General features: G+C 57.7%; 16 protein-coding genes and 3 tRNA genes. 8 read left to right on the top strand and 11 right to left on the bottom strand.

The window, feature by feature from the left end:
* Positions 1–5: 5 nt before the first annotated feature.
* The 5 genes from HBN68_RS05670 to HBN68_RS05650 form a co-directional block, all read right to left on the bottom strand.
* Positions 6–1286 (bottom strand): virulence factor family protein, encoded by a 1281-nt coding sequence (locus HBN68_RS05670; protein ID WP_169963293.1) that lies wholly within the window; start codon positions 1284–1286, stop codon positions 6–8.
* Positions 1286–3928, bottom strand: coding sequence for a bifunctional lysylphosphatidylglycerol flippase/synthetase MprF (gene mprF, locus HBN68_RS05665; RefSeq protein ID WP_169963295.1), 2643 nt, complete (start codon positions 3926–3928; stop codon positions 1286–1288). Before mprF ends, HBN68_RS05670 begins: the two co-directional genes overlap by 1 nt.
* Before the next feature lie 260 nt (positions 3929–4188).
* A tRNA-Met gene (locus HBN68_RS05660) sits at positions 4189–4265 on the bottom strand.
* Positions 4266–4412: 147 nt separating this feature from the next.
* A tRNA-Met gene (locus HBN68_RS05655) sits at positions 4413–4489 on the bottom strand.
* Between the two features lie 197 nt (positions 4490–4686).
* Positions 4687–4763 (bottom strand) — tRNA-Met (locus HBN68_RS05650).
* Positions 4764–5046: 283 nt separating this feature from the next.
* On the opposite strand from HBN68_RS05650, the gene dinB reads away from it, so the two are divergent.
* On the top strand, positions 5047–6114 hold the full coding sequence (gene dinB / locus HBN68_RS05645; protein WP_094995281.1) for a DNA polymerase IV: 1068 nt from the start codon (positions 5047–5049) through the stop codon (positions 6112–6114).
* A gap of 8 nt (positions 6115–6122) precedes the next feature.
* Here the strand turns inward: dinB and HBN68_RS05640 are convergent, their stop codons facing one another.
* The 4 genes from HBN68_RS05640 to HBN68_RS05625 form a co-directional block, all read right to left on the bottom strand.
* Entirely contained in the window at positions 6123–7076 is a 954-nt protein-coding gene (locus tag HBN68_RS05640) for a hypothetical protein (protein ID WP_094995280.1), read from the bottom strand.
* Positions 7077–7095: 19 nt separating this feature from the next.
* Complete coding sequence (locus HBN68_RS05635) at positions 7096–8811, bottom strand: proline--tRNA ligase (RefSeq protein ID WP_169963297.1); 1716 nt, start codon at positions 8809–8811, stop codon at positions 7096–7098.
* A gap of 103 nt (positions 8812–8914) precedes the next feature.
* A complete protein-coding gene (locus tag HBN68_RS05630; RefSeq protein WP_094995278.1) occupies positions 8915–10459 on the bottom strand; it encodes an AmpG family muropeptide MFS transporter in 1545 nt (514 codons plus the stop codon).
* A 42-nt stretch (positions 10460–10501) separates the two neighbouring features.
* On the bottom strand, positions 10502–10855 hold the full coding sequence (locus HBN68_RS05625; RefSeq protein WP_169963299.1) for an MGMT family protein: 354 nt from the start codon (positions 10853–10855) through the stop codon (positions 10502–10504).
* Between the two features lie 165 nt (positions 10856–11020).
* On the opposite strand from HBN68_RS05625, the gene HBN68_RS05620 reads away from it, so the two are divergent.
* Entirely contained in the window at positions 11021–12034 is a 1014-nt protein-coding gene (locus tag HBN68_RS05620) for a DUF481 domain-containing protein (RefSeq protein ID WP_169963301.1), read from the top strand.
* Positions 12035–12170: 136 nt separating this feature from the next.
* Here the strand turns inward: HBN68_RS05620 and HBN68_RS05615 are convergent, their stop codons facing one another.
* Positions 12171–12929 (bottom strand): SDR family oxidoreductase, encoded by a 759-nt coding sequence (locus HBN68_RS05615; protein ID WP_094995275.1) that lies wholly within the window; start codon positions 12927–12929, stop codon positions 12171–12173.
* Between the two features lie 155 nt (positions 12930–13084).
* Here HBN68_RS05615 and HBN68_RS05610 point away from each other — a divergent pair, with 155 nt between their 5' ends.
* From HBN68_RS05610 to groL, 4 genes are all read left to right on the top strand, one after another.
* Positions 13085–13810, top strand: a complete 726-nt coding sequence (locus HBN68_RS05610; protein ID WP_169963303.1) for a HugZ family protein — start codon at positions 13085–13087, stop codon at positions 13808–13810.
* 71 nt (positions 13811–13881) lie between these two features.
* Entirely contained in the window at positions 13882–14355 is a 474-nt protein-coding gene (locus HBN68_RS05605) for an FxsA family protein (RefSeq protein WP_169963305.1), read from the top strand.
* Between the two features lie 243 nt (positions 14356–14598).
* The gene (locus HBN68_RS05600; protein WP_016779794.1) at positions 14599–14892 is read left to right on the top strand and encodes a co-chaperone GroES; all 294 of its coding nucleotides are present in this window, start codon (positions 14599–14601) and stop codon (positions 14890–14892) included.
* Positions 14893–14941: 49 nt separating this feature from the next.
* Positions 14942–16585 carry a chaperonin GroEL gene (groL, locus tag HBN68_RS05595; RefSeq protein ID WP_047274181.1) on the top strand — a complete coding sequence of 548 codons (1644 nt, stop codon included), beginning with the start codon at positions 14942–14944 and terminating at the stop codon, positions 16583–16585.
* A gap of 177 nt (positions 16586–16762) precedes the next feature.
* On the opposite strand, the gene HBN68_RS05590 is transcribed toward groL, so the two are convergent.
* Complete coding sequence (locus HBN68_RS05590) at positions 16763–18712, bottom strand: LTA synthase family protein (RefSeq protein WP_169963307.1); 1950 nt, start codon at positions 18710–18712, stop codon at positions 16763–16765.
* A 203-nt stretch (positions 18713–18915) separates the two neighbouring features.
* Here HBN68_RS05590 and colR point away from each other — a divergent pair, with 203 nt between their 5' ends.
* Together colR and HBN68_RS05580 are read left to right on the top strand one after the other, a co-directional pair.
* Complete coding sequence (gene colR / locus HBN68_RS05585) at positions 18916–19599, top strand: two-component system response regulator ColR (protein WP_048362807.1); 684 nt, start codon at positions 18916–18918, stop codon at positions 19597–19599.
* The gene (locus HBN68_RS05580) at positions 19589–20866 is read left to right on the top strand and encodes a HAMP domain-containing sensor histidine kinase (protein WP_169963309.1); all 1278 of its coding nucleotides are present in this window, start codon (positions 19589–19591) and stop codon (positions 20864–20866) included. Before colR ends, HBN68_RS05580 begins: the two co-directional genes overlap by 11 nt.
* Positions 20867–20926 lie beyond the last annotated feature (60 nt).

The raw sequence follows: 20926 nt of genomic DNA, 5'->3' as shown, positions 1-20926 counted from the left end.
TAACGTTATTGCGCGGCGGTCTGATGTTTCTTGATCAGGTTCACCAGGCGTTGGGCCAGAGCCGGGTAGTTTTCATCAAAGTGATGCCCGCCGGGCAGCTTCAGGCCCTCGCCCACGGTCGTTTTGGCCGTACAGCCGCTTTCGTCTACTTCCTCTTCGCCATAGATGCACACCACTTTGGCCGCGGGCAGTTTGGCCATCTCCGGGCCGGTATCGGCTTCTGCGCCTGCTTTACCTAGCCAGCCATCGACATGGATTTCGAAACTGCCGCTGCGCGCGAAAGCCAGCAACATAATGGCATCGACACGATTCTGCTCGGCTTGCGGTAAACGGTTGTAAGTGGCGGGCAGTACGTCAGCGCCGAAGGAGTAGCCGACCAATACAAAGCGTTGTGTGCCCCATTTCTGACGATAGTGCTGCATCAGTTCTGTCAGATCGGTGGCGCTTTGCTCCGGAGTTTTGTGCTGCCAGTAGTAGCGCAGCATGTCGATGCCCACCACCGGGTAACCGATTTTGGCCATTTCGCCCGCCACGTCGCGGTCCAGGTCACGCCAACCGCCGTCACCGGACAGAAACAGGGTCACGGTGTTGTTTTGTTGACCTGCAGGCACCTCAACCACGGGCATGTTCAGGCCGCCATTTTGGTTGCCGACGAGAAGCTTGCGCAGTTCGTTGCTCAATACCTGCGGGAAGTGGATGTCGTAATCGCTGATGCTGGTCTGGGCGTTCGGTTGATCGCGTACAAACGCAGCGCTCGGGTCATCGGGATTATCGTTCCAGGCGACCAGCCAGTTGCCATGGGCCGCTGAGGTGGGTAATGGCTGAGGGCATCCCGGCTGCTCCAATTTGAAGTCCACTGACACCGCCCGGGCATTGTCACTGGTTTGCCCGGCCAACCAACGCCACGCCAGGCTGGCACCGGGACCAATGCCGCTGACCAGCGTGGCAGGCCCTTTGAGTTGGCTCAGCGCGCGTTGCAGGGCTTGCTGTTGCAGTGTGCAGTCATCCTTGGGCAGGATCACCTGAACCAGCTGTGCGGCACCACCACGGCTCAATGCCAGCAGTTGTTTGTCATTCAGTGCTTCGTCAGCGGGCGTGGCGATAACGACGTGCGCCTTGGCCTTTTCGCCCGGCATGACGTTCGTTAGTGTGGATCCATCCGTTTGACTGACGTGCTCGATTGTCGGTTCAGGCGCAGGGCGGTTCCACCACGCATAACCGCTTGCAGCCAGTGCTACAACGACCACTAGAGTTACCAGCAAAAACCGCCAGGAACGATGTTTCATTAACGTTTCACCAATCCAGTCAAGCCGCCCGCAATCAGGGCGGCGGTATCAGCCAGTGCCACCAGCGGATCAAGCCCGGCAGGCACGGCCATATATCGAGGTTCCCAGTCGGGCTGGAATTTGTCTTTAAAGCGGCGCAATCCCTGGAAGTTGTACAGGTGCTCGCCGCGCTGAAACAGCATTGAGCCCAGGCGTTGGGTCAAGGGCGCGCCGCGCCGGGGCTGCAGGCCGGACAACGGCACCATGCCCAGGCTGAAGCGGGCGTATCCGTGCTTCTTATAGTGCTGAATCAGGCCGACCATCATGAATTCCATGGTCAGCTTCGGTGCGTCCGGGTGCGCGCGCATCAGGTCAAGGCTCGACAGCTCATGGCTGTGGGTTTCGAGCAGGTTGGCGAAGGCCACCGGTTTGCCTTCGAAACGAATGATCGCCACCCGAAAGTGGCGGATGTAGTCCTCGCTGAAACGCCCCAGCGAGAAGCCTTTCTCGCGCACATTTTTGCCGGTGAGCCAAGCATCAGAAATCACCTTCAGCTCGGCCATTGGCGCCTCTCCTGGCTCGTGGATCTCCAGTGACAGCCCGTCGCGGGTGCCGCGGTTCCAGGTGTAGCGCAGGTCCTTCATCTCTTTGCCTTTAGCCTCGAGATCGAAGCGATGCAGGTCGACCCGGGCTTCTTCGCCGAGCTTGATCGCCGTCAGGCCGATGTCCATGTAGAAGGGCAGGTTTTCAGCGCGCACCTGATAAAACACCGGTCGGGCGTGGAAGGTGTCGCACAGGTCGCGGAACTGCCAGATCAACTCGGCGCGTTGCTGATTGGGACCGATAGGGTCATACAGGGCAACAAGGCTGCGACCGCGTCGGGCATACATCAGGAAAGCATTGTTGTCCGGGTGGAACAGCAGCGCTTTATCGCCGGTCAGGGCCAGGCCGCCGTCTGGCTGGTCGGAGGCGAGGAGGATTTTCTCTGCGCGTTCCAGCTCGCTGGCATCCGGCAGGTGGATCACCGGCCGGGCCGTGCGCAACAACCAGGTCAGCGACACAATGACCAGCACCACAGCGGCGCCCAACAGCGAGCGCAACCCGCGAGGCGCATCGGCGTCCAGCGTGAACTGCCACCACAGTTGATGGCTATAGGGCACGTCTTGATAAGCAAACAGCAGCAACCAGATCGAAGCCGCCAATACGCAGACGCTGGCGACCAGATAAAGCGGTGAGAAGGGCAATTCGGTCAAACGGCTCGGGCGGTAGAACGAGCGGCGAAACAGGGCCAGCAAACTGGCAGTCAGGGTCAGGATGCAGGCTTCTTCCCAGTCGAAGCCTTTAAGCAGTGACAGCACGGCACCGACCAGCAGCAAAATGGTGGTCAGCATCCAGGCCGCCGACAGGCGTCGGCGCAGGCCCTGAGCCAGCAATAAACAAAGCACGCCAATCAGGCTGGCACCAAAGTGCGAGGCGTCAATCAGGCGATGGGGAATCAGAAAACCGATATGCTCCAGACGCGTGTCGATTTCAGGTGTGGCGCCAGAGAAGAGCAGCACCACGCCGGACATAAACACCAGAATCGCCAGAATGGGTGCTGCAAGTCCAGAGGCTACACGCAGGCTTTGACGGGTCTGGATCAGGCGTTGGGCTTCATTGATCAACAGCAGCAAGCAGGCAATCAACAGCGGCAAAATCACATAGATCATGCGATACAGCAGCAAGGCCGCCGCCAGTGGGGCAGCACCGAGTTGATTGGCAAAGGCAGCGAGCAGAATCGCTTCGAATACGCCGACACCGCCCGGCACGTGGCTGAGCACGCCTGCCGCGAGGGCCAGCAGGTAAACCAGCAGGAAGGCGCCGAAGGGCGGTGCTTCTGGCAATAACAGATAAAGCACCGTGGCGGCGGTAACTACGTCCAGTGCGGTGATCACCAGTTGAAGCAGCGTCAGGCGCGGGCTGGGCAGGCGCAGGGTGCGTCGGCCGGCTTTGACCAGCAGATTGTCCGGGATTGGTTGCTCGGGCAGGCGCCGGCGATAAATACCCAGCGCCAGCAAGCCGAACAACGCCAGCACTGCTGCGGCAATCGCCCCTAGCACAGAGGCAGGAAGGTGCAAGGCGGCAGAGGCGGCGGGCAAGTTGCTCAATGTTGCCAACGCTGCCAGCGGCGGCAACGCGCACCCCAGTGACAAGCTGGCGAACAGTGTCATGTGCGCGACTTCTGAAGCGCCCACGCCTTCGCGGGCATATAAACGGTAGCGAACCGATCCGCCGGAGAGTAGCGACAGCCCGATGGCATTGCCGATTGCAAAGGCCGTGAACCCGCCTAGCGCCAAGGTCTTGGGTGGCAGTTTGACACCTGCGTAGCGGCTGGCTGACCACTCGTACCCCAGCAGGATAAAAAAGCCGACGGCTGTCGCGGTCACGGCGCCAAACAGGGCGGGTTTGGGGACTTCCAGAATCGAGTCGTGCAATGCGTTCAGGTCAAGCTCACTGAGCAAGTGTCGACACGCGATCAGGGCGATTGCGAATAACAGCAGGGTGAGCGCAAGTCCAATGGGCTGGCGGTATTTGCTCAGCAAATCCAGCCAGCGCAAACGTGCCGCAGCAATGGGCTGGGCTGCAGTAACGGAGTCTTTTGGGAGTGGCGAGTTATCGAGCATCAATCACCTCGTGGATCGTGCGCGACAGGATGGATGCATCGACTCAAGTTACCAATCCTTTTGGTTAAAATATTTTGAAATACTTTCAGCCGTTTGCCTGAGGTTCAGGTTGAGAGGTTGAAAAGAGGAGGAGTTGTTGGTGCCGAGTATAGGCGGCCGAACTTTCAGAAATATGTCGTTTCATGTCAATGAACGTCTGTTGCTCACTTTTTGAGCGCACACAAAAAAGGCCACTCTTTCAAGTGGCCTTCTTCGATGTTTGGTTGCGGGAGCCGGATTTGAACCGACGACCTTCGGGTTATGAGCCCGACGAGCTACCAGACTGCTCCATCCCGCGTCTGTGTGGGCGCATTCTACAGAGGAACTCAAATGTGTCAACGCCTAATTGACTCGGCGGTCGAAATAGCCGGGTTTGCGTGAAAAAAGGGGTAAAAACATACGCGCACAAAAAAGGCCACTTTTCCAAGTGGCCTTCTTCGATATTTGGTTGCGGGAGCCGGATTTGAACCGACGACCTTCGGGTTATGAGCCCGACGAGCTACCAGACTGCTCCATCCCGCGTCTGTGGGGCGCACTCTACAGTGATGAGCTGAGGAGTCAACCTTTAATGCATAAATGCAGGCAATTAGCTGAAATGCGGCAGGTTTTCTGCGTGAATGAAAGGCGGCAATGAAACGTGCGGTGCCAGAGCGCGGCAGCGTACACAAAACTGACGCGCACAAAAAAGGCCACTTTTTCAAGTGGCCTTCTTCGATGTTTGGTTGCGGGAGCCGGATTTGAACCGACGACCTTCGGGTTATGAGCCCGACGAGCTACCAGACTGCTCCATCCCGCGTCTGTGTGGCGGATTCTACAGTGATACGCGAGTGTGTCAAATGTTAATTTAGAAAAAAGTGTTCTGGTTCAATTGGTTAGCCTGGTAGGGAGGTGGTGCGAGGCAGTGTAGGCCGCGTGGAATGGGCGATGCGCTATTAAAGAGGGTGGTTCGATTGGAAAAACAAATAGGCAGGGCTCTCTAGCCACGCTGGTCGGGGATGCAGAAGACTACTGGTGCTATATACAGTTGCGGATGACATACTGGCGACCCGCTTTCAACCTTAGATAGAACGCCGCCCTACATGACGCAGCGAAAAATCATTCATGTCGACTGTGACTGCTTCTACGCCGCCATTGAGATGCGTGATGATCCGAGCCTGGCAAACAAGCCCATGGCGGTCGGAGGCTCAGCGGATCGGCGGGGAGTGATCTCTACGTGCAACTATGAAGCGCGGGCGTATGGGGTGCGATCGGCCATGTCATCGCGGCATGCGCTGAAGTTGTGCCCGGACCTGGTAATCGTGCATGGGCGGATGGACGCTTATAAAGAAGCCTCCCGTGAGATTCACGGCATTCTGCGCGATTACACCGAGTTGATTGAGCCGTTATCGCTGGACGAGGCTTATCTGGATGTTTCGGACAGCCCGCACTTTGCCGGCAGCGCCACGCGCATTGCCCAGGACATTCGGCGTCGGGTATCCAATCAGTTGCACATCACGGTATCGGCTGGGGTAGCGCCCAACAAATTTCTGGCAAAAATCGCCAGTGACTGGCGCAAGCCCAACGGGCTGTTCGTGATTACGCCGGACCAAGTAGACGATTTTGTTTCTGCGCTTACGGTCAACAAACTGCATGGTGTGGGTAAGGTGACCGCCGACAAGCTGGCACGGCTGGGGATCGAGACCTGCCTGCAATTGCGCGACTGGAGCAAGCTGGCGCTGGTTCGTGAGTTCGGCAGCTTTGGTGAGCGGTTGTGGGGGCTGGCGCGGGGCATTGATGAGCGTTTGGTACACAGCGACAGTCGCCGTCAGTCCGTGAGTGTTGAAAATACCTACGACGTCGACTTGCCGGATCTGGCGACCTGTCTTGAAAAACTCCCCGAACTTCTCGACACCCTGAATGGGCGTATCGGGCGGCTGGATGCGAGTTACCGTCCCGGCAAGCCGTTCGTCAAAGTGAAGTTTCACGATTTCACCCAAACCACATTGGAGCAGTCAGGGGCCGGGAGGGATCTGGAAAGTTATCAGGGCCTGTTGAGTCAGGCCTTTGCACGCGGCGCCAAGCCCGTTCGATTGCTCGGGCTTGGCGTGCGCTTGCAGGATTTGAGTACCGGGTTTGAGCAGTTGGAGCTGTTTGGCGGGCGCTCGTAGCGCGCCCCTCAACTTACGCCGGGGTCTGCGACCAGTCGGCCCGCATTTTTGGTCAGGGACTGAAGGAATTCACGTTGCAACTCGGGATCGTTGCGGGTGAGTTCGATCAGGCTCTGTTCGAGTTCGCTGGCTTCCTCTTCAAGGCCCAGTTCAGACAAGCGTTTAACCCGATGAACCCATTGGTTGACGTCGTCACCCTCAAGGTCGTCGAAGATCAGGTTATGCGCTTCCAGCAATTTGCCGCGCAAGTTGCTGCTGATTGAGAGGGTCGAGTCGGAGTGGGTCTCGTCCTGTGCGTCCTCGACCGTGATCGTCAACTTGCCGACATGGTTGAGATCCTGTCCGGCAAAAGGGCCGTCCAGCAGGTTGAGGCGTAACACGCCGTTGCGGTCCGTGGTCAATTCATGGGTCTGTTTACCAGCCGTCACCGCCACGGGGCGTTCAGCCCACGGCAGGCTCGAATACTCCAGGCGCGAATCGCGCTGGACGTCTTCAATCCCGGCCAGGCTCTGTTGGGCACGGCCATTGGATTGCACGTTCATGGCCGGATTCAGCCCGTCAACGCCATAGCTCAGCCAATCTCGGGTCACGCTGTCCGGTAATTGCCCGAACATGAAGATGTTCAGCACATTGGCGCCAACCCCGGCAACCACTGCCACGGCCCCCAATGGCACCTCGTAGATTTCTCTCCAGGGTTGATAGGGGGTGTAGCGGTCGTAACGACGGGTGACATCGAACTCGGTGACTTCGAAAGTCTTTTGCTCATTGATGCGCACACGGCGTTGCGGTAACTCCAGCACAGCTGGCGACCCCACATCGATTAGCAGGCTGTGGGAAAGCAGTTTGCGCTCGATGCGCTCCTCGTGCTCGCTGCGTTGCGACATGTGGTTGGCACAGCCACTCAACAGCAGGGCGCCGCACATGGCGGCGCCCCCGAGGGTTAAGGTACGTCGATTGAACATGGCGTCTCTATATTCGGGTTCAGCGACGGATGCGTGCCTGAAGGAATGCCAGGACGTCAGCCACGGGCAGTGCTTGCGGCTCTGCTTCGGTGCGACTCTTGTACTCCAGGTTACCTTCGGCCAGGCCTCGGTCACTGACCACGATGCGGTGCGGGATGCCGATCAGCTCCATGTCAGCGAACTTGATGCCGGGGCTGGTTTTCTTATCGCGATCGTCCAGCAGTACTTCAAAGCCTGCGGCTGTCAGCTGGGCGTACAAGGCGTCCGTGGCTTCGCGCACTGCTTCGGTTTCATAACGCAGTGGCACCAGTGCCACCTGGAACGGCGCCAACGCATCGCTCCAGATAATGCCGCGCTCGTCGTTGTTCTGTTCGATGGCAGCAGCAACCACGCGGGAAACACCAATGCCGTAGCAGCCCATGCTCAACGTGACCGGCTTGCCGTTCTCGCCCAGTACCTGGCACTTCATGGCTTCGCTGTACTTGGTGCCCAGTTGGAAAATGTGGCCCACTTCGATGCCGCGCTTGATTTCCAGTGTGCCTTTGCCGTCCGGGCTAGGGTCGCCAGCGACGACATTACGTAGATCGGCAACGGTTGGTACGGGCAGGTCACGCTCCCAGTTCACACCGAAGTAATGCTTGTCGTCGATGTTCGCACCCACGGCGAAGTCGCTCATCATCTCGACCGAGCGATCAATGATGCAAGGCAATGGCAGGTTCAACGGGCCCAGCGAGCCTGCGCCGGCACCGATGGCATCGCGCAGCTCGGCATCGCCGGCCATGACCAGCGGGCTGGCGACCAACGGGTGGTTGGCGGCTTTGATTTCGTTCAGCTCGTGGTCACCACGAATCACCAGCGCGATCAGCTTGCCTTCTTCGGCGGCGTGAACGATCAGGGTCTTGACGGTTTTTTCGATTGGCAGGCTGTGACCTTCTACCAACTGCTGAATGGTTTTGGCGTCCGGGGTGTCGACCAGGCGTAGCGCTTCGGTGGCCGCAGGACGTGAGGTTTCAGTCGGTACGGCTTCGGCTTTTTCAATGTTGGCCGCGTAGTCGGAACCGTTGCTGAAAACGATGTCGTCTTCGCCCGATTCTGCCAGCACGTGGAATTCGTGGGAGCCAGCGCCGCCAATTGAGCCGTTGTCGGCTTCGACCGGGCGGAAGTTCAGGCCAAGACGGGTGAACACGTTGCAGTATGCCTGGTGCATGCGGTCGTAAGTGACCTGCAGCGAGGCTTCGTCGGCGTGGAAGGAATACGCGTCCTTCATGATGAATTCACGGCCGCGCATCAAACCGAAACGGGGACGGATCTCGTCACGGAACTTGGTCTGGATCTGATACAGGTTGATAGGCAGCTGCTTGTAGCTGTTCAACTCGTTGCGGCACAGGTCGGTGATCACTTCTTCATGGGTCGGGCCCACGCAGAATTCACGACCATGACGGTCTTTAAGGCGCAGCAGTTCAGGGCCGTATTCTTCCCAGCGCCCGGATTCCTGCCACAGCTCGGCCGGCTGGATGCTCGGCATCAGCACTTCCAGAGCGCCTGCAGCGTTCATTTCTTCACGAACAATGGCTTCGGCCTTGCGCATGATGCGCAGGCCCATGGGCAGCCAGGTGTACAGGCCGGAAGCAAGTTTGCGAATCATGCCTGCGCGCAGCATCAGCTGATGGCTGATAACGACCGCGTCCGATGGCGTTTCTTTTTGTGTGGCGAGCAAATATTGACTGGTGCGCATGGTTAGCCGGTGCCGTTGCTGATGACTAGAAATGACTGGGCATTGTACGGGCGAGATGTGCTTGCGTACAGGCCAGGCGGGGGAGGTTGGGTCCCCCGTGTGTTTACGGCGCTTTTTCGAGATCGACAGGGGGCTTTTGTCGTGCGCGGCGGCTCTCTTGATACCAGTGCAGGCTGATCAACAGCAGCGTGGGAATACCCATCACCGCTGTAATGATGAAGAAGTTGTGATAGCCGAACTTCTCGACCAGTACGCCGGAGTACCCACCCATCAGGCGCGGCAGCAGCAGCATGATGGAACTGAGCAGGGCGTATTGAGTGGCGGAAAACTTGAGGTTGGTCAGGCTCGACAGGTAGGCCACGAAGGCCGACGTGGCGAGGCCGGAGCTGAAGTTGTCGAGTGAAATCGTGACAATCAGCATCTGCACGTTCGGGCCCATGTCGGCCAGCAGCATGAACAGCAGGTTGGTCCCGGCCGAAGCAGCACCGCCAATGAGCAGGATCGGCAGGATGCCGAAGCGCACGATCAGCAGGCCGCCCATGCCTGCACCGACCAAGGTCATGATCAGGCCGAAAATCTTGCTGACACCGGCAATCTGGTCTTTGGTGAAGCCTTGGTCGATGTAGAACACATTGGCCATGACGCCCATGACAGTGTCAGACATCCGGTAGGTGGCGATCAGGCCGAGCAGCAACAGGGCTTGCCACCGGTAGCGCACGATAAAGTCGTTCACGGGTGTGAGAACGGGCGCCAGCCCGCGTCGTCCAATTGAAGACAGGCACAGTACGGTGAGCAAGGTGTACAAGATCGCACGCAGGAACGCCCGGTCTTCCAGCAGCAAATTCAGAAGTGTCTGGTCACCAAAGAGCACACTTGCGAAATCGGTGTCGTAGAGCTGGGTAAACATCGCGGGGACAGAGACCAGCAGCACAATCAGCACAAACACCGATGCCAGTTGATGGCCGAAGGTGTATCGCCCGGCTGACAACTGAGTGCGCAGGGGCACGGGCGGTTCGCGCATGAAAAAGGTGGTCAGCAGGGCCGGAACCATCAGTAACCCGAACAGCACGAAGGTACCGGTCCAGGCCGAGTGTTTGTAGTTGAATCCGGTGGAGCCGAAACCTTCCGCGAAAAACAGGGCTCCGGCCGTGGCCAGCAAAGCGGCTACCCGATAACCGGACATGTAGCTGGCGGCGAGTGCGGCCTGACGGCTGTCTTCTGCAATCTCCAAGCGGTAAGCGTCGACAGCAATGTCTTGGGTGGCCGAGGCAAAAGACACGATGACGGCAATGGCAATCAGCCAGGAAAGATGCTTTTGCGGGTCACAGAACCCCATGCCGATCAGGCCCAGAATGACCAGGGACTGCGCGAGCACCAGCCAGGAGCGACGGCGGCCGAGTCTACCCAGCAAAGGCAGGCGCCATTGGTCGAGCAGTGGTGACCACACCCATTTAAACGCGTAGGCCAGACCGATCAGGCTGGCGTAGCCAATGGTTTGGAGGGCCACACCGGCCTCGCGCAACCAGACGGAAAGCGTTGAGACCATCAGCATGTACGGCAAGCCGGCGGCAAAACCGAGCAGCAACAGCACTAGAGTCGAGGGGCTGGCATAGGCAGCGAGCGCGGCGCGCCAGGTTTTACGGGGCATGGGCTGGAGTCTGCCTCAGGTTACGGAAACAAAGGCCGCACTCTAACCGCAGTGCTCTATCGGGCGCCAGCTATGGCGTTGTATATCCACGCGATTATTCAAAATACTCAGCCCTTCGCTGCGAAGTCGCGCGCGCTGCTCATCTCCCGATGGCGACCCTGCTGGCAAACTGATACGCCCGCCCGCTGCAATCACGCGATGCCACGGCAAGCGTGAGCCTTCCGGTAGCTGGCTGAGCGTGCGCCCGACCCACCGTGCCGCCCGGCCCAGGCCCGCCAGCTCGGCGAGCTGGCCATAAGTGACCACATACCCGGCGGGCACCTGCATCAGCGTTGAATAGAGCGCTTCGCGGCGAATATCGGCGGGCGTTTGAACAGGAGATGGGTCGCAATTCACGGCACGTTTCTACAGGTAGATGGCTTGGGTGGAGGGCTGAAGGCGTTTCTGTCAATTGGACTAATGAAGGAACTACATCCTTTTCAGCCGGTCTTTCTTTGCCTGGGGCGTGTCCATCTGGATAATGCCGGCATTCTTTCGCAAACCTGAGTTTCGCATCTGCTTATGTTGTCCAGAACCCTGTTATGCCTCGCTGTGTTGAATGTGTCCACGCCTTTGCTTGCTGATACGGTCTGGTTAAAAAACGGCGACCGCCTGAGCGGCAAAATTAAAGTGTTCGATGGCGGCAAGTTACTCATTCAAACCAAGTACGCGGGGGCCATTCCAATTGATTGGAAAGAGGTCAAAACCCTTGAGAGCGATCAGGAATTATTGGTCAAACAGGATGCGTATGCTGGCGAAAAAGCCAAATCGCTAAAAGCAGCCGAGGACGGGAAGGTCACGCTGGCCAATGGCGACGAACCCAAGACGGTCGATCTGGCAAGTATTCAACAGATCATCAAACCCAAGCCTGTGATTGAAGATCTGGTCTGGAAGGGCAATATAGATGTAGCGCTCGACTACAAACGCGCCGACAAAGACACCGACGATTACGACATCGACTTTAAAACCACTGCCCGTCACGGTGCGTGGCGTCATCATGCCGAAGGCGAGTACAACCGCGAGTTCCAGAACGATGTGGTCACCACTGACAACTGGAGTGCTGAATATGCCCTCGACCACTTCCTTGATGAAAAGTGGTACTGGCAAGGTCGCCTGACTTACAAGCGTGACAGGGTCGAAGACATCTCCCGTCAGCGCACCGTGGGTACGGGGCCTGGTTATCAGTTTTGGGATGACGAACTTGGCGCGTTCTCGCTCGGTTCACTGGTGAACCGCACGGATTACGAATACTCGGACGGCAAGAAGGACAACTTCTACTCCTTGGCCATGCGTTGGGACTACAACCGTTATTTGCTGGGCAAGACGGTGTCGCTTTTCACCAATGGCGAAGTCGGCAAGCCGTTGGCCAGTGCCTCGGATTACAGCCTTGAGGCCGAAATTGGCCTGCGTTACAAAGTCACTGAGTGGGCTTCGCTCAATCTTAAGGCGGAGAAAGACTTGGTAGGCAGTGGCAGCGGTACTGACAACACCCTCAACAAAACCCGCTACACCGCAGGGTTTGGTGTGACCTGGTAACCGATGCGAATCGGCTGCCGAAAGCCGCATATGCATGCAGTCTCGGCGCCAATGGCAGTGGTTTCAGGGCTAATGATTGCCGCTTAAAAGGCATTGCCTGAAACGACTGCCCCAGTGTTGGTTGCGCTACGCCGGGTTAGATCCGCAGCCCGCCATCGAGCTCCAGGATTCGTCCGCTGTAGTAGTCGTTCTCAAGGATATAAGCCGCCGAATGAGCAATTTCTTCGACTTTGCCCATGCGCTTAAGCGGGATAAACGAGGTCATTTTCTCCAGCGCTTCAGGTTTCATGCCCAGGGTCATTTCAGTTTCGATGAAGCCCGGCGCAATCCCCGCGACCCGAATACCATAGCGTGCCAGCTCCTTGGCCCAGGTTACGGTCGCAGCGGCTACGCCCGCCTTGGCCGCCGAGTAGTTGGTCTGGCCCACGTTACCGGCCCGCGAAATAGACGAGATATTAATAATCGCGCCCTGATTGTTCAGCTCAACCATTTTGGCTGCCACTTCACGGGTGCACAGGAACACGCCGGTCAGGTTCACATCAATCACTGCCTGCCACTGCGCCAGGCTCATCTTGGTGATCTCGCCGTCTTTAACCTTGAGCAACATGCCATCGCGCAGAATACCGGCGTTATTGATCAGGCCGTGGATCGCTCCAAAGTCATCGGCAATCTGTGACACCGTTTGTGTGACCTGCTCTTCATCCGCCACATTGCATAAATACGCGCGTGCCTCGACGCCGTGTGCCTGACAGGCTGTCACAGCCAGCTCGAGTTTTTCCGGATTGAGGTCAACCAGCGCCAGTTTGGCGCCCTTGGCAGCCAGATACTCGGCCATGGCACGCCCTAGTCCTTGGCAACCGCCAGTGATAATGATTACTTTGTCTTTAAGTTGCATGACAGCCCTCGGCAGCAATTTATCGGAGTGATTCCTTACACAGCCTTGATCTACGCCGGGGGAGCGGTCGTCTATCAAATACAGCCCTGAGTGCGGGTGTACTGCATGCCCTGAACTCGTCCGTTTTCGACGGATTTTTTATAAGGAGTCACACGTTGAGCGTTGAAGCTGCCAAGCATGCCCGAGAATTACTGCTCAAGGAATACCGTGGAGCACTGGCGACGCAGTCCAAAGCGATGCCGGGTTTCCCGTTCGGGTCGGTTGTACCCTATTGCCTGGATGATCAAGGCCGCCCCTTGATTCTCATCAGTCGCATTGCCCAACACACCCATAACCTGCGTCAAGATCCCAAATGCTCTTTGATGGTCGGCGAGCGCGGGGCGGAGGATGTACAGGCTGTAGGGCGTTTAACGGTGATGGCTGAAGCCGAACAATTGAGCGATGCCACGGCCATTGAAGCGGCTGCCGAGCGTTATTACCGCTACTTCCCCGAGTCTCGGAGCTACCACACGGCTCACGATTTTGACTTTTGGGTGCTTAAACCTGTGCGGCATCGTTATATCGGCGGGTTTGGCGCCATTCACTGGCTGGATCAGGTGACCTTGGCTAACCCGTTTGCCGGGCAAGCCGAGCGGCGCATGGTCGAACACATGAATGATGATCACGCCAATGCGATACAGCATTACGTGCAATTAGCGCGATTGTCACAAACCGCACCTGCCGTGCTGGTCGCAATAGACAGTGAAGGTATGCATTTACGCATCGGAGCGGGCCTTTATTGGCTAGGCTTTCCGCAGGTTTGTAACACTCCGATACAAGCGCGCGAAGCCTTGGTTTTTCTGGCCCGCGCCAGTGAGTGGCCGAAAAAACAGCCAGCCTGACCTTGAATTCAGCGCCAAGCGCCGTCATCTAAGCTGGGTTGGAAGATATTCTTCCGGAGAGGAATCATTTGATGCGCGCTTTTCTATTGCTCTTTCTGTTGTTTCCCGTGCTAGAGCTGTACGTCTTTTTCAAGGTCAGCACCGCGATCGGTTTTTTCCCCGCGTTGCTGCTGATCATTGCCGGCTCCATGCTGGGGATTCTTGTGGTGCGGGTCGCCGGGTTGGCGACGGCACTCAGCGCGCGCGAAAGCTTGAATCGCGGCGAGTTGCCTGCCGAGCAAATGCTCCACGGTTTGATGATGGCGTTGGGCGGTGGCTTGCTGGTGCTTCCCGGTTTCATCAGCGACATCGCAGGTTTGCTGTTGCTATTGCCTCCCGTGCGGGGGCTGCTGGTCAAGCGCCTGCGCAAACGCGCTGAAGAACAGGCCATGCGCCAGCGTGCCTTTGCCGATGAATTCGATGCGCCTGTGCGTCCGGGCACTCATCAGCCCCTGGGCCGCGAACCGAACGTGATCGAGGGTGAGTTTGAGCACCGCGACAAGTAAAGCGATTCAGCGTTTAAAGCACGGCACTTCGGTGCCGTGTTCGTTTTTGAGTGGCTGATCTTCGCAAAAAAAATCATGGGTCGGCCCTTGTAATCACTACGGCCGCCCTCATGTAACGGACACCGCAGGGTTTTGCTGGCAACAGCAAGCACTTATCCGCGAAACACCCCCGGCAATTCCGGACTTGTAAACCCAGCCGGTATGAAACCGGCCGATGAACACCACAATTAGGAGAGATCGACAATGAAGCTTCGTCCTCTGCATGACCGCGTCGTAATCCGTCGCAGCGAAGAAGAAAAGAAAACCGCTGGCGGTATCGTTCTGCCTGGTTCGGCTGCTGAAAAAGCCAACAGCGGTGAAGTGATCGCTGTGGGCACGGGTCGCGTTCTGGACAACGGTGAAGTGCGTGCGCTGGCCGTGAAAGTGGGTGACAAAGTTGTGTTCGGCCCTTACTCCGGCAGCAACACCGTGAAGGTAGACGGCGAAGACCTGTTGGTAATGGCTGAGAACGAGATTCTCGCTGTTATCGAAGGCTGATTTCCCGCTCATTTTCCCGTTACTACACAGTATTTAAGGAAGAACGATCATGGCTGCTAAAGAAGTTAAATTCGGCGATTCCGCCCGTAAAAAAATGCTCGCCGGTGTAAACGTCCTGGCTGACGCAGTAAAAGCGACCCTGGGCCCTAAAGGCCGTAACGTGATCATCGAGAAGAGCTTCGGCGCTCCGACCATCACCAAGGACGGCGTGTCCGTTGCCAAAGAAATCGAGCTGAAAGACCGCTTCGAAAACATGGGCGCGCAACTGGTTAAAGACGTTGCTTCCCGTGCCAACGATGACGCCGGTGACGGTACTACGACTGCAACCGTACTGGCTCAATCGATCGTCAACGAAGGCCTGAAAGCCGTCGCTGCCGGCATGAACCCGATGGACCTCAAGCGCGGTATCGACAAAGCGACCATCGCTATCGTCAAAGAGCTGCGTGAACTGGCCAAGCCATGCGCTGACAGCAAGGCGATCGCTCAGGTAGGTACTATCTCTGCCAACTCCGACAACTCCATCGGCGACATCATTGCCGAAGCCATGGAAAAAGTCGGTAAAGAAGGCGTGATCACCGTTGAAGAAGGCTCGGGCCTGGAAAACGAACTGTCTGTGGTTGAAGGCATGCAGTTTGACCGCGGCTACCTGTCCCCTTACTTCGTGAACAAGCCAGACACCATGGTGGCTGAGCTGGACGGTCCGCTGATCCTGTTGGTTGACAAAAAGATCTCCAACATCCGCGAAATGCTGCCAGTACTGGAAGCCGTAGCCAAAGCCGGCCGTCCACTGCTGATCGTGGCCGAAGACGTTGAAGGCGAAGCCTTGGCGACGCTGGTTGTGAACAACATGCGCGGTATCGTGAAAGTGGCTGCTGTTAAAGCACCTGGCTTCGGCGACCGTCGCAAAGCCATGCTGCAGGACATCGCTGTTCTGACTGGCGGTACTGTGATCTCCGAAGAGATCGGCCTGAGCCTGGAAAGCACAACCCTGGAGCACCTGGGTAACGCCAAGCGCGTGATCCTGTCCAAAGAAAACACCACCATCATCGATGGTGCTGGCAACGATGCGGACATCCAGGCACGTGTGACTCAGATCCGTGCACAAGTGGCTGATACCACCTCTGATTACGACCGTGAAAAACTGCAAGAGCGTCTGGCCAAACTGTCCGGCGGTGTTGCTGTGATCAAGGTTGGCGCCGGTTCTGAAGTTGAAATGAAAGAGAAGAAAGCCCGCGTTGAAGACGCCCTGCACGCTACCCGTGCAGCCGTTGAAGAAGGCGTGGTACCTGGCGGTGGCGTGGCACTGGTTCGCGCTCTGCAAGCTATCTCTGAATTGAAAGGCGACAACGCTGATCAAAACGTCGGTATCGCGCTGCTGCGTCGTGCAGTTGAAGCGCCTCTGCGTCAGATCGTTGCCAACTCCGGTGACGAGCCAAGCGTAGTGGTCGACAAAGTGAAGCAGGGTTCGGGTAACTACGGTTACAACGCTGCCACTGGCGAATACGGCGACATGATCGAAATGGGTATCCTTGACCCGGCTAAAGTGACTCGTTCGGCTCTGCAAGCGGCTTCGTCGATTGCCAGCCTGATGATCACCACTGAAGCGATGATCGCCGAGATCCAGGAAGACAAACCAGCTGGCGGCGGCATGCCAGACATGGGCGGCATGGGTGGTATGGGCGGCATGATGTAAGCCAGCCTTACCCCGATACGCAAAAGCCCCGCCTGAGTAATCAGGCGGGGCTTTTTATTGCCTCGCGTTTGGGCATGTGGCACACCACGTTGGCCAAGCGGGTGAGTGGCAAACGATGTCGTGCCACTCAAGCCCACCGCTGCGGTCCTTCACCAAGACCGCAGTTATCCGTCGAGTTCAGCGTTTCGTGATCTGCTCAGGCACTGCCTGCACGGGTTTCCAGCTCAATAACTGCTGTTTGTAGCCATAACTGGCAGTTTGGTAGTAGGTGATCGCCCGCTCAATTAACGCATCGGTTGCCGGAGCGCGGGATTCAATACTGTCGGTCAGCGCCTGATCGTGGCGACGCAGGCCCTGACGCGGGCTCAGAATGGCCAGATCTTTGCCATCGAATAAACCTAAATGCTGGTAGTTGCCCACCACCACCCGTGGCGGCAGCGGGTTGTCTTGCAGCAAGTTGCGGCCAAAAAAGGTGGACTGATAATCCAGGTTCAACAGGCCCAGCAACGTCGGAGCCAAGTCAATCTGGCTGGCCAATTGTGCGCTTTCCCGTGCCTGGATCAGCTTTGGGGCATAGATGAACAAGGGAATCTGGTAATTGCTGATTGGCAGATCTTCTTTACCTGCGCTGCCGGCAGTGTGATCGGCCACAAAGACAAAGATCGTGTTGTCGAACCATGGTTTCTTCCGAGCATCGTTCAGGAATTGGCCGATAGCGTAGTCGGTGTATTTCACCGCACCGTCACGGCCATTGCCTGACTTGATATCGATGCGGTTGTCAGGGTAGGTGTAGGGACGATGGTTTGACGTCGTCATCAATTGCAGCAAGAACGGCTTGTTCTTGGCGAAGTCGGCGTCTGCCAGTTTCAGGGTTTCACGGTACAGATCTTCATCGGCCATGCCCCAAGCATTTTTGAAGTGAATGTCAGCTTCGTTCACACTGCTTTGGTCCACCACGCGGTAGCCGTTACCGCTGAAAAACGCGTTCATGTTGTCAAAGTAACCACGGCCGCCATACACAAACACACTGTCATAACCGACGGCGTTGAGTTGCCGGCCCAGGCTGGCGAAGCCGCTTTCCCGTCCTATGCGCTTGACGATGGAACGTCCTGGGGTAGGGGGAATGGCCAAGGTAATGGCTTCCAGGCCGCGATCGGTGCGGGTGCCGGTGGCGTAAAAGTTGTTGAAGTACAGGCTCTCTTTGCGCAATTGATCAAGGTTCGGCGTGAGATTGCGATCATCACCGTTGCTGCCCAGGTATTTGGCACTCAAGCTTTCAATGGTCACCAGCACGATATTGGGCTGGATGGGCGAACCGGGGTTGTCGATAGTGCGGCGGATATCCAACGGGTCCTGGCCCACGAAAGTTGCGTTGGGCTCCGTCAACTCGGCGCGTATCTGTTTGGCCACGACCTCGGTAGGCAGGCTGGCATAGAACTGCTGGTAATCGAGTTCGTTGTTGCGAAATGCCGCGAAGAATTGATACGGCCCGTTGCTTGCCAGTTCATGCTGGTAAGCATTGCCACCTTGGCCGCGGGGGCTGTCCTGATTGAGCAGTTGCAGGCTTAGCCCTGCGATTAACAACAAACCGGCCAGGCTAACCGCGCGATCGCGTAAAGCAGGTAATGGCGCATTCATGGCTGCCTTGAAGGGCTTGCGCAGGGCAACGCTCAGGGCGATGGCCACGGCTGCGATGGTGCTGAGCAGGGCGCCAATCGGGTAGGACTCCAGCACGTTATTAAGCACTTCGTCCGAATAAACCAGATAGTCGACGGCGATGAAATTGAAGCGCACGCCGAACTCATCCCAGAACAACCACTCCGCCACGGCGGTGAACAGCATGGCGAATAAACTGACACTCAACAGCCCTTGCAGGAACCAGCGATGTCCGCGTCGGCGCCACAGCGCAGGCGGGCAGAGCAACAGGTAAAGGCCCAGCGGCAACGCGGCATAAGCTAAAAAGCCCAGGTCGTAGAGCAGTCCGATGCCGAATACGGGCAGCCAGTGATTGCCCGCCTCACCCACGTGAGTGGCCAGTAAAACGCCACGAGTGATGAGAAAGGTCGCCAGCCAACAGCCAGTCAACAGAAGGAGATAGCGCATTGGCGCAGTGTGCAGCAGACGCATGGTCGGTTTTCCTTAAACCCGTGGGGTGCGCAAGTCTGCTCAGAGGGCTGTCGGCCACTTGTGAACCGTAAGTGAAAAAAATGTTAAGGGCGTCAGCCGTCCAACTAAATCCTTCGAACGCCTTGTGGCGCTAGCCCTGCGGCGTTGTTCGCACTAAGCTGCGCGGGCCAAGACGGCCGTAACTGCGTACGGAGATAGTGCCCATGCGAATTCTATTGGTTGAAGACAACCGCGATATCCTCGCCAATCTGGCCGATTATCTGGGCCTTAAGGGCTATACCGTCGATTGTGCGCAAGACGGCTTGTCGGGGTTGCACCTGGCGGCCACCGAGCATTACGACCTGATCGTGCTCGACATCATGTTGCCCGGTATCGACGGCTACACTTTGTGCAAACGCCTACGTGAAGATGCCCGTCGTGATACGCCGGTGATCATGCTTACCGCGCGCGATCAACTGGACGACCGTTTGCAAGGTTTCAAGTCGGGAGCCGACGATTACCTGCTCAAGCCGTTCGCACTGTCTGAGTTGGCGGCCCGCATTGAAGCGGTGCTGCGCCGTGCGCAGGGCGGAGGGCGCCGCGAGTTGCAAGTAGCGGATTTGAAATACGACCTCGACACCCTGGAAGTCACCCGTGACGGGCGTTTGCTTAAGCTCAACCCTGTGGGCCTGAAGTTGTTGGCCGTGCTGATGCAGAAAAGCCCCCATGTGTTGCGCCGTGAAGTGCTGGAAGAAGCGTTGTGGGGCGATGATTGCCCGGACAGCGACAGCTTGCGCAGCCATGTTCATCAATTGCGCCAAGTGATCGACAAACCGTTCGACAAGCCGCTGCTGCAAACCGTGCATGGCGTGGGCTACCGCCTCGCCGAGGCGCGCGATGGAGTTTAAGCAAAGCCTCGCCCAGCGAATCATCATTGCTTTTGCGCTGATGAGCGCGCTGGTGGCGGGTACCTTCGCCATGGGCATCGTGGCCACTGTGCATTTGGTGGAAGAGAAGCTCATCTCGGCCGGCCTTGGCGGCGACTTGCAGCGCCTGTTGCTGATGGACAACGTCGCGGACTGGAACCACCGCCCCGAACCCGATCAGCTGTTTTATTACAGTGGCGGTCGCGGCGACTTTGCCTTGCCCAAGGACTTGCGCCATCTGGAACCCGGCTTCCACGAGGTATTCCGCGATCAGCTGTCGTATCACGCCATGGTGGAAGTGGTGGACGGTCGTCGCTACGTGTTGCTGCAAGACCAGAGTGACTTTGAAGAGCGCGAACGGGTGCTGTTTGCCGTGGTGCTGGTGGGCTTTGTGCTGGCACTGGCGCTGGCAGTGTTTCTGGGGTGGGTGCTGGCTCGGCGGGTGATGGCTCCCGTGGTGAGGCTGGCGCGGCAGGTGCGTCATCGCGACCAGCTCCTTGGGCTGGCGCCGCCGCTGGCGCCCGATTACGCGGCTGACGAAGTGGGTGAGCTGGCCGTGGCCTTTGACGCCACGTTGGGCCGACTGCGTGCCACCCTGACGCGTGAGCGGTTGTTTACCAGTGACGTCAGCCATGAGTTGCGTACGCCATTGATGGTGCTGGCCAGTTCCTGCGAGCTGTTGCTCGAAAGTCCGGGCCTGGATCAGCGCAGCCGCTCGCAGGTTGAGCGAATTTCCCGTGCCTGTGAAGAAATGCGTGAACTGGTGCAAACCTTCCTGATGCTGGCGCGTGCGCAGCATGAGGACGCCAGCATGTCGCCAAAGGTCAACCTCTCGACGGTGGCTGAAGGCTTGATCAGTCTGTGGCGCGGGCCAATCGAAGCCAAAGGGCTGGAATTGATCTATCAGCCGGGCGAACCACTCGATACGCTCTACAACGCGACTTTTCTGCATGCGGTGATGGGCAACCTGCTGCGCAATGCCTTGCACTACACCGACACGGGTTTCATTCGCCTCACCCTGGAACCCGCCGGGTTTGTGGTGGAAGACAGTGGCGTAGGCATCCCGGAAGAGAAACGTCAGGCGATGTTCCAGCCTTTCGTGCGCGGCAGTGAAAAACGCGGAGAAGGGCTCGGCCTGGGGCTATCCCTGGTGCAGCGAATCTGTGACAGCCAGGGCTGGCGCGTGACGCTGACGACCATGGAGCCCAATGGATGCCGCTTCCGCGTAGAACTTAATCCTTCAGACTAATCCTTCTTTTACGACAGCCTGCGCCCGGCAGGTTGTCGTAAAACGAGCGTTTTTAGTCGT

The organism is Pseudomonas sp. WS 5078, from assembly GCF_012985745.1.
Taxonomy (GTDB): Bacteria; Pseudomonadota; Gammaproteobacteria; order Pseudomonadales; family Pseudomonadaceae; genus Aquipseudomonas; species Aquipseudomonas lundensis_A.
The sequence above is the reverse complement of the archived record's forward strand: the minus strand, read 5'-3'. Positions and strand labels throughout refer to the sequence as shown.

Bases quoted from the DNA above. Each gene is read 5' to 3' on its own strand.
- HBN68_RS05670 (WP_169963293.1), bottom strand. From the start codon at position 1,286: ATGAAACATCGTTCCTGGCGGTTTTTGCTGGTAACTCTAGTGGTCGTT.
- mprF (WP_169963295.1), bottom strand. From the start codon at position 3,928: ATGCTCGATAACTCGCCACTCCCAAAAGACTCCGTTACTGCAGCCCAG.
- dinB (WP_094995281.1), top strand. From the start codon at position 5,047: ATGACGCAGCGAAAAATCATTCATGTCGACTGTGACTGCTTCTACGCC.
- HBN68_RS05640 (WP_094995280.1), bottom strand. From the start codon at position 7,076: ATGTTCAATCGACGTACCTTAACCCTCGGGGGCGCCGCCATGTGCGGC.
- HBN68_RS05635 (WP_169963297.1), bottom strand. From the start codon at position 8,811: ATGCGCACCAGTCAATATTTGCTCGCCACACAAAAAGAAACGCCATCG.
- HBN68_RS05630 (WP_094995278.1), bottom strand. From the start codon at position 10,459: ATGCCCCGTAAAACCTGGCGCGCCGCGCTCGCTGCCTATGCCAGCCCC.
- HBN68_RS05620 (WP_169963301.1), top strand. From the start codon at position 11,021: ATGTTGTCCAGAACCCTGTTATGCCTCGCTGTGTTGAATGTGTCCACG.
- HBN68_RS05615 (WP_094995275.1), bottom strand. From the start codon at position 12,929: ATGCAACTTAAAGACAAAGTAATCATTATCACTGGCGGTTGCCAAGGA.
- HBN68_RS05605 (WP_169963305.1), top strand. From the start codon at position 13,882: ATGCGCGCTTTTCTATTGCTCTTTCTGTTGTTTCCCGTGCTAGAGCTG.
- HBN68_RS05600 (WP_016779794.1), top strand. From the start codon at position 14,599: ATGAAGCTTCGTCCTCTGCATGACCGCGTCGTAATCCGTCGCAGCGAA.
- groL (WP_047274181.1), top strand. From the start codon at position 14,942: ATGGCTGCTAAAGAAGTTAAATTCGGCGATTCCGCCCGTAAAAAAATG.
- HBN68_RS05590 (WP_169963307.1), bottom strand. From the start codon at position 18,712: ATGCGTCTGCTGCACACTGCGCCAATGCGCTATCTCCTTCTGTTGACT.
- colR (WP_048362807.1), top strand. From the start codon at position 18,916: ATGCGAATTCTATTGGTTGAAGACAACCGCGATATCCTCGCCAATCTG.
- HBN68_RS05580 (WP_169963309.1), top strand. From the start codon at position 19,589: ATGGAGTTTAAGCAAAGCCTCGCCCAGCGAATCATCATTGCTTTTGCG.